This window comes from Microtetraspora glauca, from assembly GCF_040656155.1.
In the GTDB taxonomy this organism is placed as follows: Bacteria; Actinomycetota; Actinomycetes; order Streptosporangiales; family Streptosporangiaceae; genus Microtetraspora; species Microtetraspora glauca.
Genome location: NZ_JBFALK010000022.1, coordinates 163,547 through 180,224, shown reverse-complemented (window position 1 = coordinate 180,224; position 16,678 = coordinate 163,547). Strand labels below are relative to the sequence as shown.

At 72.0% G+C, this 16,678-nt stretch carries 16 protein-coding genes; 7 read left to right on the top strand and 9 right to left on the bottom strand.

The genetic code is table 11. From position 1 onward, the window contains the following. Window positions 1-67: 67 nt before the first annotated feature. From AB0I59_RS33535 to AB0I59_RS33520, 4 genes are read right to left on the bottom strand one after another with little or no spacing between them, the layout of a single operon-like run. Window positions 68-1,516 carry an FAD-dependent oxidoreductase gene (locus AB0I59_RS33535; protein ID WP_358139273.1) on the bottom strand — a complete coding sequence of 483 codons (1,449 nt, stop codon included), beginning with the start codon at window positions 1,514-1,516 and terminating at the stop codon, window positions 68-70. A 33-nt stretch (window positions 1,517-1,549) separates the two neighbouring features. Then, the gene (locus AB0I59_RS33530; protein WP_061259166.1) at window positions 1,550-2,011 is read right to left on the bottom strand and encodes a DUF3598 family protein; all 462 of its coding nucleotides are present in this window, start codon (window positions 2,009-2,011) and stop codon (window positions 1,550-1,552) included. Beyond that, window positions 2,008-3,450: an aldehyde dehydrogenase family protein gene (locus AB0I59_RS33525; protein WP_358139270.1), complete on the bottom strand. Its 1,443-nt coding sequence runs from the start codon at window positions 3,448-3,450 to the stop codon at window positions 2,008-2,010. Before AB0I59_RS33525 ends, AB0I59_RS33530 begins: the two co-directional genes overlap by 4 nt. A gap of 12 nt (window positions 3,451-3,462) precedes the next feature. Next, window positions 3,463-4,509, bottom strand: coding sequence for a nitrilase-related carbon-nitrogen hydrolase (locus AB0I59_RS33520; RefSeq protein WP_358139267.1), 1,047 nt, complete (start codon window positions 4,507-4,509; stop codon window positions 3,463-3,465). Between the two features lie 160 nt (window positions 4,510-4,669). On the opposite strand from AB0I59_RS33520, the gene AB0I59_RS33515 reads away from it, so the two are divergent. The 7 genes from AB0I59_RS33515 to AB0I59_RS33485 all read left to right on the top strand — a co-directional run bounded on the left by AB0I59_RS33515 (window position 4,670) and on the right by AB0I59_RS33485 (window position 13,014). Further along, window positions 4,670-5,527 (top strand): VOC family protein, encoded by an 858-nt coding sequence (locus AB0I59_RS33515; RefSeq protein ID WP_061259169.1) that lies wholly within the window; start codon window positions 4,670-4,672, stop codon window positions 5,525-5,527. Beyond that, window positions 5,524-7,017, top strand: coding sequence for an FAD-dependent oxidoreductase (locus AB0I59_RS33510; RefSeq protein ID WP_358139264.1), 1,494 nt, complete (start codon window positions 5,524-5,526; stop codon window positions 7,015-7,017). Before AB0I59_RS33515 ends, AB0I59_RS33510 begins: the two co-directional genes overlap by 4 nt. 10 nt (window positions 7,018-7,027) lie before the next feature. Continuing rightward, entirely contained in the window at window positions 7,028-7,996 is a 969-nt protein-coding gene (locus AB0I59_RS33505; protein WP_358139261.1) for a VOC family protein, read from the top strand. A gap of 171 nt (window positions 7,997-8,167) precedes the next feature. Next, the gene (locus AB0I59_RS33500) at window positions 8,168-9,361 is read left to right on the top strand and encodes an ABC transporter substrate-binding protein (RefSeq protein ID WP_358139258.1); all 1,194 of its coding nucleotides are present in this window, start codon (window positions 8,168-8,170) and stop codon (window positions 9,359-9,361) included. A 59-nt stretch (window positions 9,362-9,420) separates the two neighbouring features. Continuing rightward, window positions 9,421-10,650, top strand: coding sequence for an ABC transporter substrate-binding protein (locus AB0I59_RS33495; RefSeq protein ID WP_061259173.1), 1,230 nt, complete (start codon window positions 9,421-9,423; stop codon window positions 10,648-10,650). Between the two features lie 13 nt (window positions 10,651-10,663). Continuing rightward, window positions 10,664-12,322: an alpha/beta fold hydrolase gene (locus tag AB0I59_RS33490; RefSeq protein WP_358139254.1), complete on the top strand. Its 1,659-nt coding sequence runs from the start codon at window positions 10,664-10,666 to the stop codon at window positions 12,320-12,322. Further along, the gene (locus tag AB0I59_RS33485; RefSeq protein ID WP_061259175.1) at window positions 12,319-13,014 is read left to right on the top strand and encodes a hypothetical protein; all 696 of its coding nucleotides are present in this window, start codon (window positions 12,319-12,321) and stop codon (window positions 13,012-13,014) included. The genes AB0I59_RS33490 and AB0I59_RS33485 overlap by 4 nt, the downstream gene beginning before the upstream one ends. Here the strand turns inward: AB0I59_RS33485 and AB0I59_RS33480 are convergent. The 5 genes from AB0I59_RS33480 to AB0I59_RS33460 all read right to left on the bottom strand — a co-directional run bounded on the left by AB0I59_RS33480 (window position 12,971) and on the right by AB0I59_RS33460 (window position 16,643). After that, entirely contained in the window at window positions 12,971-13,708 is a 738-nt protein-coding gene (locus AB0I59_RS33480) for an SDR family oxidoreductase (RefSeq protein WP_358139251.1), read from the bottom strand. The two genes, AB0I59_RS33485 and AB0I59_RS33480, sit on opposite strands and share 44 nt — an antisense overlap. Then, window positions 13,699-14,631 (bottom strand): VOC family protein, encoded by a 933-nt coding sequence (locus AB0I59_RS33475; protein WP_061259177.1) that lies wholly within the window; start codon window positions 14,629-14,631, stop codon window positions 13,699-13,701. The genes AB0I59_RS33480 and AB0I59_RS33475 overlap by 10 nt, the downstream gene beginning before the upstream one ends. 18 nt (window positions 14,632-14,649) lie before the next feature. Next, window positions 14,650-15,087, bottom strand: coding sequence for a YybH family protein (locus tag AB0I59_RS33470; RefSeq protein WP_061259178.1), 438 nt, complete (start codon window positions 15,085-15,087; stop codon window positions 14,650-14,652). A gap of 108 nt (window positions 15,088-15,195) precedes the next feature. After that, window positions 15,196-16,191 (bottom strand): zinc-binding dehydrogenase, encoded by a 996-nt coding sequence (locus tag AB0I59_RS33465; protein WP_358139248.1) that lies wholly within the window; start codon window positions 16,189-16,191, stop codon window positions 15,196-15,198. Continuing rightward, entirely contained in the window at window positions 16,188-16,643 is a 456-nt protein-coding gene (locus AB0I59_RS33460) for a DUF3598 family protein (protein WP_228642503.1), read from the bottom strand. Before AB0I59_RS33460 ends, AB0I59_RS33465 begins: the two co-directional genes overlap by 4 nt. Between the last annotated feature and the right edge of the window lie 35 nt (window positions 16,644-16,678).

The window sequence follows — 16,678 nt, the reverse complement described above, 5'->3', positions numbered from 1 at the left end:
GCTGAACGACACAGGGCGAGGAGGACATCCGCCTCCTCGCCCTTGTCATGCGCGGGTTCCGCTCACGTCACCGCGTGACGGTCTCCGCGTGCTCCCCGGCGGCGAGGCGGCGGCCGAGCAGCCGTCCGAACGTGATCGCGGGCGTGACCAGCATGCCGGAGCAGAAGCTCTGGCCGCAGGTGGCCGCCGCGCCGATCACCTCGCCGATGGCGTACAGGTTCGGCACCGAGGTGCCGTCGGTACGCCGTACCCGGAGGTCGGAGTCGATGTCGAGTCCGGCGAACGTGACGAGCGAGATGCCGTGGTTGCGTATCGCGTAGTACGGCGCACGCTCCAGCGGAAGCGGCAGATGGGTGCGGCCGAAGTCGGGGTCGGCGCCCGCGGCGACGGCCTCGTTGTACCGGGCCGCCGACGCGACCAGACCGGCCGGATCGATGCCCGCGATCACGGCCAGCTCCTCCAGCGTTCCGGCGGAGTGCACCCCGGCCCGCTGGTTGGCACGGGCGCGCAGGTCGTCGGGCGTCCACCCGACCACGAGCGGGCGGCCCGACCGCGTCGACTCCAGCATCGCGTCGTCGAAGACGGTCCAGAAGGTCATGTCCTCGATGCGGGTGAGCGCGCGTTCCTTGACGTCGATCGAGAGCTCGTCCTCGGCGACCCAGCGCCGCCCTCCCTTGTCGACATAGATCTCCACGGGAGGACGCTCGGCCGCGATGAGGAGCTGCCGGTCCGACCAGTTGGCCTTCCCCGGCGTGGTCGGGTCGGGCAGCCCGCCGAACGTGGGCAGGTACGAACCCGTTCCCGCTACGGCGGCCCCCAGCTCCCGGGCGAGCAGGATCCCGTCGCCGGTCGAGGTCGGGTACGCCGCCGAGACGAGCGGCGCGCCCTCCAGCTCCAGGAACAGCTCGGGCTCCGCGGCGAAGCCGCCCGTGGCCAGCACCACGTCCCGCGCCCGCACGCGCACGTCCTGGCCGCCACGCAGCACGGTCACCCCGGTGACCGCGCCGTCGTCATCGGTGTCGAGGCCGATGACGGGGGCGTTCTTCCACAGCTCCAGCCGGCCCGTGGCGATCGCCTCGTCCAGCAGGCGCTCGAACACCTCCAGGATCGACAACGCCTCGTCGGCCCCGTAGTAGGTACGCGCGGTCGCGTACGGCTCGTGCCCGTAGATGATCCGCGGCGTCTCGGGAGCGAACCGGAAGCCGCGGTCGTCCAGCCAGTCGATGGTCTCCGCGGCGTTCTCGGCGACGACGCGGACCAGGTCGGCGCGTGCGGTGCCGTCGCTGATCCGGTGGATGTCGGCCAGGTGGGCCTCGACGGAGTCGGTGATCCCGCGCTCGGCCTGCCGTCGTGTCCCTGCCGCCGCCATGTGGCCGCCGGAGATGTGCATGGTGCCGCCGATCCGCTGGTCCTTCTCGACCAGCAGGACCCTGGCGCCGCCGAGGGCCGCCTCGGCCGCGCAGGGAATGCCGGCGGTGCCCGCGCCGACGACCACGAGGTCGTAACTGAGTTCCACCAGTGGATCTCCTGTAGTGATGTGCGTGTTCGGTCAGGCGTTCGTGGCAGGGACGTACCAGCGCTCGGGCTCGACGCCCGGCAGGCGGCGTTCCTCGATCACCGTGAGCCGGCTGAGCCGTCCGTCCTCGAAGTGCTGCCACAACCGGGTGCGGTAGTCCTCGGTCGGCATCGACATCTCGACGATGCGCTCACCCGGCCGCGTGTTCCAGCCGAAGGTGAACAGGATGGCCTGGTCGCCGGCGCGGCTGGTCGTCCCCCACATCTCCTCGTCGACGAACGTGACGTCGTCGCCGTCCACGATCGCGCGGTAGTGGCGGACCGCCGGTTCTGCGCCGTCCCGCAGGTAGACGACCTTCTCCGTCCAGTCGGTGCCCTCCATCCGGCCCTCCTGCCGGCTGGCGAAGCGCTCCAGAAGGGCGCCGTCGGCGCCGAGCACGGTGTACGTGCCCTCCCATACGCCCGACATGTCGGTCAGGATGTCGGCGATCGTCATCGTTCCTCCGTCTCAGTGGTGGCGGCGTCGTAGTACCAGGGCCGGGGGCCGGCCGTTTCGCGGACGAGCAGGGCGCGCCTGCGCAGGAACCGCCGGACCGAGGGCGGTCCCATCCGCGACGCGCCGAGCCCGGACATCTTGAAGGAGTTCTTCTCGGCCTCGGGGACCATGCCGGTGAGGCAGACGTCGTTGACGCTGACCCCTCCCGCGTCGATCCGGTGCCCGATCGCCATCGCCTCCTCCGCCGTACCGGCGAAGACGGCGGCGCTGAGCCCGAACTCCGTGTCGTTCGCGAGCGCGACCGCCTCGTCCTCGCCGTCGAACGTCATGACCGGGATGATCGGCCCGAAGGTCTCCTCCCGCATCAGCCGCATGGAGTGGTCGACACCGGTGACCACCGTCGGCCGCAGATAGCAGCCGCCGTCGAGGACCTCGATCGAGCCGCCGGTCCGGATCGTGGCGCCCTTCGCGACGGCGTCGTCCAGGTGCTCCCGGATGGTCGTCACCTGGGCGCCGGTGATGATCGGGCCGATCTGCCCGTCGGCGGGTTCGGGGTGGGCCAGCCGTACCCGCTCGGCCTTGGCGACCAGCGTCTCCACGAACGCGTCGGCGACGCGGTGGTCCACGTACACGCGCTCGATCGACATGCAGGCGTGCCCGGAGTTGATGGTCGAGCCCCACAGGAGGGCGGACGCGGCGCTGTCGAGGTCGGCGGAGGCGGTGACGACCGCCGGGTCCTTCCCGCCGAGCTCCAGGAACGCCGGGATGAACCGCTCGGCCGCCGCGCGGGCGACCGCGCGCCCGGTGGGCACGCTGCCGGTGAAGCACACGGCGTCCGCCGCGTCGATCATCGCCGCGCCGGTGGCGCCGTCGCCCTCGACCACCGTGAAGACGTCGGCGAGGCCGGCGGCCTCCGCGACGCACTCGCGCAGCGTCGGGATGAAGCGCGGGGTCATCTCGCTCGGCTTCAGCATCACGGCCGATCCGGCGAGGAGGGCGGGAACCACGTCGATGAGCGCGAGCTGGAACGGGAAGTTCCACGGGGAGATCGCGGCGACGAGCGGGTAGGCCACCAGGTCGCCCGTCGTCCGTACCGTCGGGTCCCCCGTGGGGGAGAGGTCCGCGGGCGCGAAGGTCTCCTCGGCGAAGCGGGACGCCCGGTCGATCCCGGCCAGGACGGCGTCCACCTCGAGCACCGAGACCTGCAGGCGGCCGGTGTCGGTCACCAGTACGCGGATGAGGTCGTCGCGCCGTCGCGCGACGGCGTCGCGGAACTCCCGCAGGACGGCGATCCTCCGCTGGACGGGCCACGCCGCCCAGGCGCGCTGGCCGGCGCGCAGCCGGTCCGCCTCCGCCGCGATCCGGGCGGCGTCCATCGCGGTGATCTCGTAGTCCGTCTCGCCGGTGCGCGGGTTGCGGACGGGAATCTGCTTGGTCACGTGGGGGGCTCCTCAGATCAGGCCGTCGGCGGCCAGCCGGTCGATCACGGCACGCTGCGTCGTCGCGAAGTGCGCGCGCGCGGTCTCGCCCGCCCGCACTGTGTTCGGCGGATAGAACGAGGTGCCCGCGTAGCTCGGCGCGTACAGCTCGAACCGCTGACGGGGAAGGAGGTTCATCATCTCGGGGGCCCTGCGCGCGCGGCGCAGGGCGGCCAGGTCGATCTCGGCGTTGGCCGCCATCGACTCACCCTGGCCGGCCTTGGCCAGGACGGTGCCGCGGTAGTCGATGATCTGGCTGCCGCCGTCGGCCGACTCCGCCGGCAGGCCCATGCCGTACACGCCCGAGGTGTTGGCGGACACGACGTACGCCCCGTTCTCCACGGCGCGCGCGAGCTTGGCCACGTTCTTCGGCGACAGCAGCGCGCTGCACACCTCGGAGGAGCCGTGCAGGAACACCTCCGCGCCGCGCATGGCGAGGCAGCGGGCGACCTCGGGGAAGAGGATCTCCTCGGAGGCGATGGCGGCGAGGTTGCCGATCTCGGTCCGCGCGACGGGGAAGAGCGCGTCGTCGCCGTAGATCGACAGGTAGCGGTCGAGGACGTCGTGCGGGGTCACGGCGAACATCGAGTTGAGCCGCCGGTATCGAAGGACGGTCTCGCCGCGCGGGTCGAGGACGACCGACGCCTGGAAGTAGAGGCCGGGGAAGTGCTCGTCCAGCTCGTACGCGTTGACGCAGACGAACAGGCCGGTGTCCCGGCTGATGTCGGCCAGCCGCGCGTACTCCTCGCCGTCGGGGGCGAGGGCCGCCCGCTCGCACCACTCGGGGAGTGGCTCGCCGATCGGATGCCCGGTGAGGAGATACTCGGGGAGCACCACGAGCTTGAGTCCTCCGACGAACCGCTGGGTCGCCGAGATCTGGTCGTGCACCCGGTCGATCGCGGCCCGGATCAGGTCGCGGCTCGCCCCGGGGCTCTCGGCCCGGTTGACGGCATGGCACGCGCTCTGGAGCGCGACCGCCCGGAAGGCGGTCACCGGCTCACCCGCAAGATCTTGACTCACGCCCCACCTCTGTTCCGCATATCGAAACACTGTTTCTGGTTGGGACTATAGGGAGAGTGTCCCGCTTTGGGAAGTCTCGCGCACCTCATTGACACGAGACTTCCGGCGCCCCTAGCGTGAAACGGCGTTCCGTAGATCGGAACATCGCGAGGACGGAGGCGTGATCTTGTCGCTTGGAGCGGTCGTCGAGGCGGTCATCGTGTGCCGGGACGTCGAGGCGTCGGCCGGTTTTCACACCCGCGCCTTCGACCTCGACGTGATCGAGCGGGACGGCGCGGAGGTGCTTCTCGGCGTCAAGGGCGTCGAAACGGGCCGGATCCGGCTCGTGCCCGCGCCCTCGGGAGCGGAGACGGCCGAGACCGCCGAGGACCCCCGGGTCTGGGACATCGGCCCCCGGCTGCTCGGCATGTACTCGCGTGACCTCGACCGGTCCGTCCGGTCGATCGACGACGCGGGCGGCCGGTCCAGGGAACCGGTGACCTACCCGTACGGCTCCGCCTCGCTGAGCGAGTGCGTGGCACTCGGTAGCGACGGCGTGTGGTGGACGCTGCCGAAGGCGGGCGCCGGCCACCGGCCGAGCCCCGCGCTGGAGGGCGACCCGGACCGCCTGCACGGCGAGCTGCACACGGCCGTCATCGTGCCCGCCGACCACGAGGAGGCGCTGCGCTTCTTCACCGAGGGCGGCGGGCTGACCGTCGTGTTCGACGGGGAGATGAGCGGCGAGCCGTTCGAGCGGATGATCGGCATGCCGTCCGGCGCGAGCCTGCGGCTGTCCTTCCTGGTGTCCGCCGACCAGGCCCCCGCCCGTCTGGAGATCATGTCGTTCACCGGCGTCGACGCGGCCGACCTGTCGGACCGGCCGCTCGGGCTGCGCAGGGTCGTGTTCGCCGCCGAGGACCCGGTCTCCCTGATCACCGCGCTGGAGGCGTGCGGCGGTGACCGCGTCGGCGAGCACGTCGTACGCGGACCCGGGGGCCTTGAGGTGGAGCTGCGGGCCACGCCCGGAGCGGCGTCGTGACGGTGGGGCGGACGGCGGAGCGGACGGCGGAGCACCTCGGGCGCTTCGACGTCGTGGTGGTCGGCGCGGGCGCGGGCGGGTTGTGCGTCGCCATCGAGGCGGCCGAAGGAGGCGCCCGCGTCCTTGTGATCGACAAGCTGCCCGACGTGGGCGGCATGCTCCACATCGCCAACGGCGAGTTCAGCGGGGCGGGCAGCCGCCGCCAGGCCGCGCACGGCATCGAGGACACCCCCGAGCGCCACTTCGCCGACGTGATGCGGCTGTCCCACGGTAAGGCGGACGAGGACCTCGTCTGGCGCACGGTGCGCGCGCAGGGAGAAACGGTCGACTGGCTGGAGAGCCTCGGCTTCGACTTCGACCCCGCCACCCCCGGACTGGTGCACGGGCACGAGGTCTACTCGGTGCCCCGGACCTACTGGGGCGTGGACCTCGGCAGGTCGCTGCTGCGGTTGCTGCGCGCGCGGCTGGAGGAGGTCGTCCGTACGGGCGCGGTGCGCCTGCTGCTGGGCACCCGGGTCGGGAGCGCCGTCGTGTCGGACGGGCGGGTGGTCGGCGTGACCGGGACGCGCGCCGACGGCGCCGAGGTGGTCGCGCACGGCGACGCCGTCGTCCTGGCCACCGGCGGGTACGACGCCAACCCCGAGGTGCGCAACCGCTTCCTGCCGCCCGGCTGCGAGGACGCGCTGATCGCCTGCCTCGACCACGCGACCGGTGACGGCCTGACGCTGGCCGCCGGGCTCGGCGCCGACGTCAGCGGAGACGGGTACTTCATCCCGGTGATGGGGCTCATCCCCGACCCCGGCAGGCCCGGGTTCGCGGTGGACTACCGGGAGGCGTTCGTCGAGGTCGCCCCGGCCTACCGGACCCCGCACGAGATCTGGGTCAACCGCGACGGCGAGCGCTTCGTGGCGGAGGACACCACGAGCCCCGAACACCGGGAGCGGGCGCTGCTGCGCCAGCCGGGGATCGCGATGCACGTCATCTGGGACCGCGCCATCGCCGAGACCGCCGAGCCGCTGATCAGGAACGGCGCGGGCGACTGGACTCGCGAGCGCATGCTGGCCGAGTACGACGGCGGCCGGTGGATCGTCGCGGCCGACACCCTTCAGGAACTCGCCGAGCGGCTCGGCGTGGACGCCGACGGCCTGGCCGAGACCGTACGGCGCTACAACGAGTCGGTCAGGGACGGGACCGATCCCGACCACGGGCGGGCGGTCATGCCCATGCCCATCGAGGCTCCTCCGTTCTACGGGCTGACCTCCGTCGCGGCCTCCCTGCTCAGCCGGGACGGCCTGCGGGTGAACGGCGACCTCGCGGTGCTCGACCGCGCGGGCGCCCCGATCCCCGGCCTGTACGCGGTGGGCGAGGTGCTCGGCAACAACGTCTTCGCCGGAGACAACTACGTCGGCGGCATGAGCGTGACGCCCGCGATGACGCTCGGGCGCGAGCTCGGAGCGACCCTCGCGCGGGCCGGACGGGACGCGGGGTGAGGGAGATCCCATGAACGAGGAACCGCTGATGGAGAGTGTCACGTCGGCGGTGCTCGGCGTGACCGACTTCGGGCCCCACATCGACCTCTTCTGCGGTGAGCTCGGATTCGAGGTCGCGAACGAGGGGGTCGTGCGGGAGGCCGACGCGGCCCGGTTGTGGGGCGACGGCGTCGGCGACGTCGAGACCCGGCTCCTCACCGCCGCGGGCGCCCGTACCGGCCGGATCCACCTGCTGAAGGTGGCCGACCCGGTGGCGCCGGCTGAGCATCCGCACACGCTGGACCTCGGCCTCGCCGGCCTCAATCTCTACACGCGGGACATAGAGGCGTCCCATGACCGCCTGGTGGCGGTGGGGCATCCCTGGACCACCGCTCCGTCGACGTACGAGGTGCCGCTGGGCGACACGGTCGTGTCGGTCACGGAGGGCTTCTGCTTCGGGCCGGACGGGGTCGACGTCGTCTTCGTCCAGCCGGCCAGCGCCCGCGGCACGGAGGCGTGGAGCGCCGATCCGCTACGGCCCTACACGGAGCTGACGTCCGTCGTGTGCCACGTCCCCGACTTCGAGGCGGAGCTGCGCTTCTGGGGGCCGGAGGGGCTCGGCCTGTCCGCCCGGTACGACGTGACGTTCAGCTCTCCGGGGCTGGAGGCGATGGCGGAACTACCCGAGGGAACCGTGCTGCGGCTCGCCTTCGTCACGGGCGCGGGGGGCGGCACCACCCGCATCGAGATGATCCATGTCGCGGACAACGTCCGCGGGGTGGACCGGCGCCCGGCGCAGCGGCCCGCACGCGATCTCGGGCACACCGGCTGGTCCGTACGGACCCGGGACGTCGAGGCGGCCGTGGCGCGCGCCGAGGAGACCGGGGGCCGGGTGTCGTGCCGCCCGTTCGACGCCGTCACCCCGCTGCACGGGGCGGCGCGGCTCGCCGTCGTGGACACGCCGAACGGGATCTCCGTCGAGCTCTGGCAGCCGAGCTGACAGTCCGCCAACTGGCGGATTAAACATCAGACCAATTCTTGACGCAGAGGTGGCCGGTTTCTAGGCTCCTCGTAACGCTGTTCCGCATAACGGAATTCATCCATTCGGGGGCCAGGAAACAGGAGGTGGCACGTGCGCAGGTCCACGGTTAAATGGACGGTCGCCGCGGCCGTGAGCGCGTTGGTGCTCTCCGGCTGCGCGAGCAAGGAAGAGCGCGCGGGCGCGTCGGCCGGAGCGGCGAGCGCCGGATGGAACAAGGAATCAGGCACGGTCAAGATCGGGCTCATCTCGCCGATGACCGGCCCCTACGCGATCCTCGGGATTCTCCAGCAGAACTCGATCCAGGTCGAGATGGACCGGATCAACCAGGCGGGCGGTGTCGGAGGGGCCAAGCTGGAGCTGGTGGTCCGGGACTCCGCGCTCGACCCGGGCAAGGCCGTGCAGGCGGCCAACGAGCTGGTCGGCGACGGCCAGGTGCGCATGGTCATCGGTCCGTCGCTCTCGGCGTTCTACAACGCCGCGAAGGGCATCTACGAGCAGAACAGGAAGCTCAACTGCCAGCCGGGCGTCGGCACGGGCGACTTCAGCGTGCTGAAGTACGGATTCCGCTCCCAGGACCCGAACGACATCGGCATCGAGAAGCTGATGCAGTACTTCCAGGGCCAGGGGGTGAAGTCCGTCGGGCTCGTCTACGAGGCCGACGACACCGGCAAGGCGATGGACGGGTTCATCCGGGAACTGGCTCCGAAGTATGGAATCACATATCGGGGCTTCCAGCAGACCCGCCCCGACGACCAGTCGCACCGGCCGTACATCGACAAGCTCAAGGACGCCGGGGCCATCGTGGTCTCCAGCAACGCCAGCGGCGCCAAGACGATGGCGGCGGCGGACGAGGCGGGATACAAGGGCGTGATGGCCGGTACCTCGGGCCTGCAGAACGTCTCCTTCCTCGACGCGGCCGGGGACCTGGCGATCGGCTCGGTCTTCTCCGCGGTGAACGTCCAGTTCAACATCCGTGACCAGGCGACCTGGAAGCCCGGCTACAAGGCCCACGTCGATACCATCGTGAAGAAGTTCGGAGTCGTCGAGGGGACGAAGTCCGGCGCGAAGATGCCCAAGGGCACCGCGATCGCGGCCGACTGTGTCACCGCTTTCGCCGCGGCGGCGGAGAACGCGAAGTCCCTTGACCCGGACAAGCTCGCGGCGGCGATGACGGCGCTCGACATCCCCAACACCGAGACCCCGTCCGGCAACCGGATCAAGCCCGCGGACCACGAGTTCTTCCACGTCGAGGACCTGCACATCTATCGCTGGGACAAGGACGACAAGGGCTGGTTCATCACGGACGCCACGCCGAAGTCCTGACCCGCCGGTGCCCCGGAGCCGGCCTTCCGCCATCCCATTCCCCCGAGAGGAACACCCGCATGACCGTCAACGCCGGACGTAAGATCACGGCGCTCCTCGGCGCCGCACTGCTGCTCACCGCCTGCGCGAGCAAGGAAGAACGAGCCGGAGTGGCCCAGGCGTCATCCGGCGACGGATGGAGCGCCGGCCGCCCCGTCGTGAAGGTCGGCCTGATCGGCCCGATGACGGGCGCGCTCGCCGTGGTGGGCATCGCCCAGGAGAACTCGGTCAAGGTCGAGATCGACCGGCTCAACGCGGCGGGCGGTGTCGGCGGCGCCAAGTACGAGCTGGTGGTCCGCGACACCGCCCTCGACCCGGCGAAGGCCGTCCAGGCCGCCAACGAGTTCGCCGGCGACGAGAGCGTCGGCCTGGTGATCGGGCCCGCGCTGTCGGCGTTCTACAACGCCGCCAAGGGCACCCTGGAGAGCAGCAAGAAGGTCAACTGCCAGCCGCTCGTCGCCACCGGCGACTTCGGCGGCCTCACGTACGGCTTCCGCGCCCAGGACCCGGTCAGCCTCGACGTGGCCAAGATGGTGGCCCACATCAAGGCCGAGGGGGTCACCTCGATCGGCGTCGTCTACGAGGGAGACGACGCGGGCAAGGGCACCGCGGACGAGGTGAAGAAGCAGGCCGAGGCGGCGGGCCTCACCTGGAAGGGCTTCGAGGCCACCCGGGCCGACGACCAGTCGCACCGGCCGTACATCGACAAGCTCAAGGACGCCGGGGCGATCTGGATCTCCAACTCCTCCGGCGGCGCCAAGACCATGGCCGCCGCGAGCGAGGCCGGCTACAAGGGCCTCATCGTCGGCGGTTCGGGCGCGCGCAACATCTCGTTCGTCGAGGCGGCCGGTGACGCCGCCGACGGCACCCTCTTCAGCGCCACCTACTACCCCTATCCGAGCCGCGACAGCCGGGACACCTGGAAGCCGGGCTTCCGGCAGCACATCGAGGAGACCGAGAAGCGGTTCGGCAAGAACGCCGGACCGAAGACCGGCGCCGAGTCGCCCAAGGCCGCCGAGATCGCGGCCGACTGCGTGCTCGCCTACACGCGGGCCGCCGAGAAGGCCAAGTCGCTCGACCCCGACGCCGTCGCCGCCGCGCTCGACACGATCGAGATCTCGGACCAGGAGACCCCGTCCGGCAACTCGATCTCGCCGGAGAAGCACGAGTTCTTCGGCCTGGACGACATCCACATCTACCAGTGGAAGAAGGACGACAAGGGCTGGAGCACCGTCGAGATCACCCACTGACCGGGGGCCGTACATGGAACGGCACCTCGTCACGGTCGGCGACCGGCAGGTCCACTACGCGCGGGCGGGGCGCGGCCGGCCGGTCGTGCTCCTCCACGCCTCGCCCGGCACGTGGCGGCCGCTGCGCGCCCTCGCGGAGGAGCTCGCCCGCCGGTTCGCGGTGTACGCGCTCGACACGCCGGGACACGGCGGGTCGGACCCGCTGCCGGTCGCGGAACCCGCCATGGCCGACTACGCGGACGCCCTGGACGAGACGCTGGCCGCGCTCGGGCTCGACCGGGTCCACCTGTACGGCACGCACACCGGCGCGAAGATCGCGCTCACGCTCGCCGTCACCCGGCCGGACCGGGTCGCCTCTCTCGTGCTGGACGGGCTGGGGGTGTCCACCCCCGAGGAGCGGGCCGACCAGCTCGCGAACTACCTGCCGCCCGTCGTGCCGCGCGGGGACGGCACCCACCTCGTCGCGGCGTGGCATCAGGTACGCAACATGTTCCTGTTCTGGCCCTGGTACGACGAACGGGCCGGGGCGCGGCTGCCGGGGACGGTGCCGCCGCCGCAGCACCTGCACGACGTGACGGCCGGGCTGCTCGACGCCGGCGACGCCTACCCGCTCGCCTACCGTGCGGCGTTCACCTGCGATCCGGTGCCGCTGCTCGGGCGGCTCGCCGTACCGTCGCTCGTCCTGGCCGCGTCCGATGACCCGCTGCACGCGCACCTGGACCGGATCCCCGAGCCGGCCGCCCGGATCCGGATCGAGGGCCGTGTCGCGGGGGACGGTTCGCCGCGCGCGTTGGCGGCGCGCGTGTGCGCCCACGCCGCGGAGCATCCGGACGGCGTGACCGACGCGCCCGCGCCGCCACCCGTACACGTCGCCGGGGCGCTGACCCGCCGCTACGTCCCGACCCGGCTGGGCCAGGTCCTGGTCAGGTGGACGGGGCCGGAGGGGACGGGCCGGCCGCTGGTTGTCCTTCCGCCCGCTCCCGCGTCGGGCCGGGCCGCCGAGGAGGTGCTCCGCCAGGTCAAGGGGGTCACGGGCGGCAGGCTCAGGCCCGCCTTCGCGGTGGATCTCCCCGGGACCGGCGACTCGGATCTGCGCGCCGACCCTGACACCCACCTCGGCGTCGACCTCGCGGACGTGGCCGGCGCGGTCGAGGACGTGCTGGACGCCCTCGGTCCGGACTCGGCCGACCTGTACGGCACCGGCGCGGGCGGCACGATCGCCGCGGCCGTCGCCGCGCGTGACCGGGCCCGCGCGCACGCGCTCGCGCTGGCCGCGCCGTACGCCGGAGGGACACCGGGGGATCGGCTCGCGGCACGCACGCCGTCGCTGGCGCCCGACGACCACGGCACCCACCTGCTCCGGGCGTGGCACCTGCTCCGGGACGGCGCGCTGCGCGCGGGCGGCCGGGAGAGGTTCCCGGACCCGGTGCTCCTGCACGACAGGGTGCTCGACATCGTGAGGGCGTGGCCCACGTATGGCGCCGCCTTCCGGGCCGCCGTGCTCGGCGCCGCCACCCCGCGGACCGAAAGCCCGCACACGCCGGTCGTCGTCGTGGACCCGATCTGGGACCCGTTCGCGTCCGGTGCGGAGGCCGCGCCTCCGTCCCCGTACGGCGACGGCCGGGGCGGCGTGCTCAGAATGCTCGAAGCTCTGGACGAGGTGAGAACGTGAGCCGGTACCGGTACGGAGTCATCGACTACGTGGGCGACGACGTCGGCGTACGCGGCCGTGAGGAGTGGACCCTCAGTGTCGCCGAGGACGGCACCCGCACGCTACGCGCGCACTGCCGCATGTGGGACACCGAGATCGAACGCGACGTGGTGCACACGGCGTCGGCCGAATTCCGTCCGCTGCGGTCCTTCATCAGCCACCGGGTGGCCGGAGAGTTCCTCGGCGAGGGCTGGTTCGTGTTCGGGGCGGAGACGCTGGAGTCGGAGCTGCTGCTGGGCGGGACCCGGCGATCGCAGCGGGTCGCCCTGACGACCCCGCCGCCCTTCTTCGTCCCGCACGCCGTGTGCTGCGACGCCTGGATCGTCCCGTCCTACGACGTGGCCGCTGGAGGCTCGCAGCGGCTCAGCGGAGGCTTCCGGTCCTCGCCCCGGCCCAACGGCGCCACCGGCCCGTACGCGGAGGAGATGAGCGACATCACCGCGACCCTCCTCGGCGAGGAGACGATCACCGTGCCCGCGGGGACGTTCCTCACCTGGCACTTCCTGCTGACCAGCGACGGCGGCGCGCGGGAAGACCTGTGGACGAGCCGGGACGGGGACTGGCTCATGGTGCGGCTGCGCTCCGACCGGCTCTCCTCGACCTACGAGCTCACGGAGCTGCGGGAGGAAGCTGACCGAGGTCGAGGCGAGTGACCACGGCGGGACCTTCGAGCGCGACCAGGCTCCGCACCAGCTCCCCGACCACGGAGGCGGGCAGCCGGTCGGCGACGATCCGGTTCGACAGCTCGCTCTCCACCATGGCCGCGACCACGAGGTCGGTCACCTTCACCAGGTGGTCGGCGACCTCCTGGCGGAGCGTGTCGGACAGGCCGAGCAGTCCGAACTTCGACGCGGAGTACGCCGCCCCGGTGGGGTAGCCGCGCAGCCCGGCGCCGGAGTTCACGTTGACGATGTGACCGCGCTTGCCCGCGACGGGCTCCTGCCCGGCCATCAGCCCGGCCGCGGCGCGGGCGCAGTTGAAGGCTCCGGTGAGGTTCGCGTCCAGGGTCTCCCGCCACGCCTCGTCGGACAGGGTCAGGATCTCGCCCTTGCGGAACACCCCGGCGTTGTTGACCAGCACGTCGAGCCGGCCGTACTCCTCGGCGACGCCCGCGACCGCGGCCTCCACCTGGTCGGACGCCCTGACGTCGAGCGGTACGGCGGACGCGGCGCCTCCGGCGGCGCGGATCGCACCGGCCACCTCGGCCACCCGGTCCGCGCGCCGCCCGGCGCAGACGACCGTGTACCGGGCCTTCGCCAGGGACGCGGCGACGGCCGCCCCGATGCCGCTTCCCGCGCCGGTCACCAGGGCGACGCCCGGACTCACGGGCACCGGGGTCACAGGCACTGGTAGAACTCCAGGACCTCGCCGTCCGGCCCGAAGAAGGTCTGGACGAGCGCCGGGCCGTACGGCGGCAGGTCCAGCTCGACCGGCGCGCACACCGGCTCGGCGCCCAGCCCCGTGACCAGGGCGGCGGTGGCCGCGAGGTCGTCGGTGGCGAGGGAGACGGAGAGGATCCCGATGTTCGGCGGGACGGCGCGGTCGTGCTGCCGCGAGCCGGGGAAGCCGACGTACTGGGCGATCTCCACCCGGCCGTTCAGGGTGTCGCCGGGGACGTACATGTTGATGTTGTGCAGCGCGGTCCCCGGCGGCAGCCGGAAGAAGGACTCCATGCCCTCGATGAGCTTGTCGTACAGCTCCACGTAACCGAGCGCGGCGTAGAAGTCCGCGGACGCGCGGGCGTCGCCGACGTGGATCGCGACCGTCTGGAGCTCGCTCGGCCGCCCGTCGTACCCCGCGAGGGCCGACCCTTCGGCGGGTTCGAGCTGGAACACGTCCAGTACGACGCCGTCGGGGTCGTATGACAACGAGTCCCACGCGGACAGATCCGGCATCACCGTCCAGTGGGTGGGCTCCGACTTGGCGCGGCCCCCGGCGGCGCGCAGCCGGCCGATCGCCGCGTGGATGTCCTCCACCCGGATGTTGAGCGCGTAGTGCCCGTAGTCCTGGGCCCGCGAGTAGTCGCCCCAGTAGGGCTCACCCGGTGCGTCGAACTCCACCAGGCGCAGCAGCCCGGTGGTGGCGCCCGCCGGCCCCAGGACGGCCACGCGCCCGGTGAGGCCGGCCGGCATCTGCCAGGCGAGCTCCGCGGCCGGGCCGCCGACCGTGGCCGCGGCCAGCCGGTCGTATCCGAACGTGTCCATATAGAACGAACACGAACGCTCCAGATCCGAGACGGCCACCGTGGTCACGCGCAGCTCGCTGATCATGGGCTTGCCTTTCTCCGTTCAGGACAGTGGAGTCGCGCCCTCGGGCCACCAGTCCCCGGCGCCGTACGGGTCGGCCAGCGGCTGGGAGCCGTGCTCGTGGACGATGCGCCACTCGTCGTTCTCGCGGCGGACCAGCCAGGTCATCCGCATGCGCAGCCGCCCGACCTTGCCGTCGCCCACGATGTCGTAGTCGACGACGCCGCAGACCTGGGCGAGGGTGTCGCTCTCGAAGGTGAACGGACCCTCGACCCAGCGGAACGCGGTGATGCTGATCGGCGCCTCGAAGTAGGCCCGCCAGCCGGCCGCGATCCGGTCGCCGCCGCGGGTGGTCCAGCGCGGACCCTCGACGAAGACGTACGCGTCGGCCTCCGGGGAGAACGTCTCCAGCACGCCGTCCAGGCTCCGGTTCATGACTGCGGTGAGCATGGCCTCCGCCGTGCCGAGCGGTGTCCTCATCAGTAGCGCCTTTCCCCGAACTCAATTGATTCCACTATGTGGAACGATGTTTCGAGGAGACTAATTGTCTGAGGTATCAGGGGTCAAGGGTGCGGGCTCCGTGCGGGCTCATTCGGGGGCGACCCGGACGATCGCCTTGCCGACGTTGCGGCCGGCCATGAGCCGGCAGAACGCGGCGGGCGCCGCGTCGAGGCCCTCGTGGACGTCCTCCAGCAGGCGGAGCCGCCCGTCCGCGACGAGCGCGCCGACCCTGCGGGTGAACCGGGGCCGCAGGTCCTCGTGGTCGTAGACGACGAACCCGTGCACGACGGCCCGCGTCCGCATCAGCAGCCCGGCGGGCAGGACGGTCTGGCCGCCCACCTCGTTGGCGTGCTCCGGAAGCCCGCACAACACCACCCGGGCGCCGACAGCCAGCCGGTCGAGCACGCCGTCAAGGACCGCGCGCCCCGCCATGTGGAGGTATCCATCCACGCCGTCCGGGCAGGCCGCGGTGAGGGCCTCCGTCCAGGACGGATCGTGGCGGTCCACGGCCGCCGCGTAGCCGAACCGCTCGACCGCGATCCGGCACTTCTCCGGGCCGCCGGCGATCGCGACCGTACGGGCTCCCGCGAGCGCGGCGAGTTGTCCGGCCACGCCGCCGACGCCGCCGGTCGCCGAGGACACCACGACGGTGTCGCCCACCGTGGGGCGCAGCAGCCGGGTGACCGTCGCGTACGCGGTCAGGCCGGGCGAGCCGAGCGCGCCGAGTACGGCGGTGCGCGGCACGCCGGGAGGCGTGGTCGCCGGGCGCAGCGACGCGGCGGGGACGGCGGCGTACTCCTGCCAGCCGGTCTCGGCCACGACCCACTCGCCCGTGTCCACGACCCGGGCGATGGCCCGCCCGGGTACGAGGTCGCCGGGACGCACGGGCGGATGGCCGAGGTCCCTGCCGGTCAGCGTGCCCCTGATGTACGGGTCCAGGGAGAGGTCGACGGTGCGGACCAGCACCTCTCCCGGGCCCGGCGGCACGAGCCCGACCGTCTCCACGCGGAAGTCGGCCGGGGCGGGCACGCCTTCCGGGCACCGGGCGAGGACGATCCTGCGCTGGGTGGCAGGGAGGGTCATGCGATCCGCTTCTCGTTGATCAGAGTGCGCTTCACGCAGACGCCGTTCTCCAGCCACTGCCAGACGCGGGTCCTGTTGTCGCCGTCGTCGCTGAGGACGATCATCTCGAACAGCCGCTGGTCCAGCTCGTCGTCGGCGGCCTTGAACCGCCAGGTGAGGTACGCGGTGTTGTCGTCGAGGCACCAGGTCACGCCCTTGATGCGCTCGGTGTCGAAGTACAGGCGGCCGCCGCCGTCGTAGGTGCCGGGGAAGGTGTACTCCTCGGTCCGGCCGTCCTCCCAGCGGTACCGGTTGACCTGCACGTACTGATCCGGGCGCTCCGGCGGGAACACACAGCTCAGGTGGGACGCGTGCTGGTCGACGATCGTTCCCGAGCGGTCCACGTGGGTGTAGGTGCCCTCCCACTCACCCTCGTGCCTGGCGAGCAGCGGCATGCCTTCGCGAATGTTCACGCGTCACTCTTTCTCTCTGGTCACGCTTGCCGAGC

Coding starts and splice junctions, on each gene's coding strand:
- AB0I59_RS33470 (WP_061259178.1), bottom strand. CDS start 15,087: ATGAGGACACCGCTCGGCACGGCGGAGGCCATGCTCACCGCAGTCATG.
- AB0I59_RS33475 (WP_061259177.1), bottom strand. CDS start 14,631: ATGATCAGCGAGCTGCGCGTGACCACGGTGGCCGTCTCGGATCTGGAG.
- AB0I59_RS33530 (WP_061259166.1), bottom strand. CDS start 2,011: ATGACGATCGCCGACATCCTGACCGACATGTCGGGCGTATGGGAGGGC.
- AB0I59_RS33490 (WP_358139254.1), top strand. CDS start 10,664: ATGGAACGGCACCTCGTCACGGTCGGCGACCGGCAGGTCCACTACGCG.
- AB0I59_RS33505 (WP_358139261.1), top strand. CDS start 7,028: ATGAACGAGGAACCGCTGATGGAGAGTGTCACGTCGGCGGTGCTCGGC.
- AB0I59_RS33465 (WP_358139248.1), bottom strand. CDS start 16,191: ATGACCCTCCCTGCCACCCAGCGCAGGATCGTCCTCGCCCGGTGCCCG.
- AB0I59_RS33495 (WP_061259173.1), top strand. CDS start 9,421: ATGACCGTCAACGCCGGACGTAAGATCACGGCGCTCCTCGGCGCCGCA.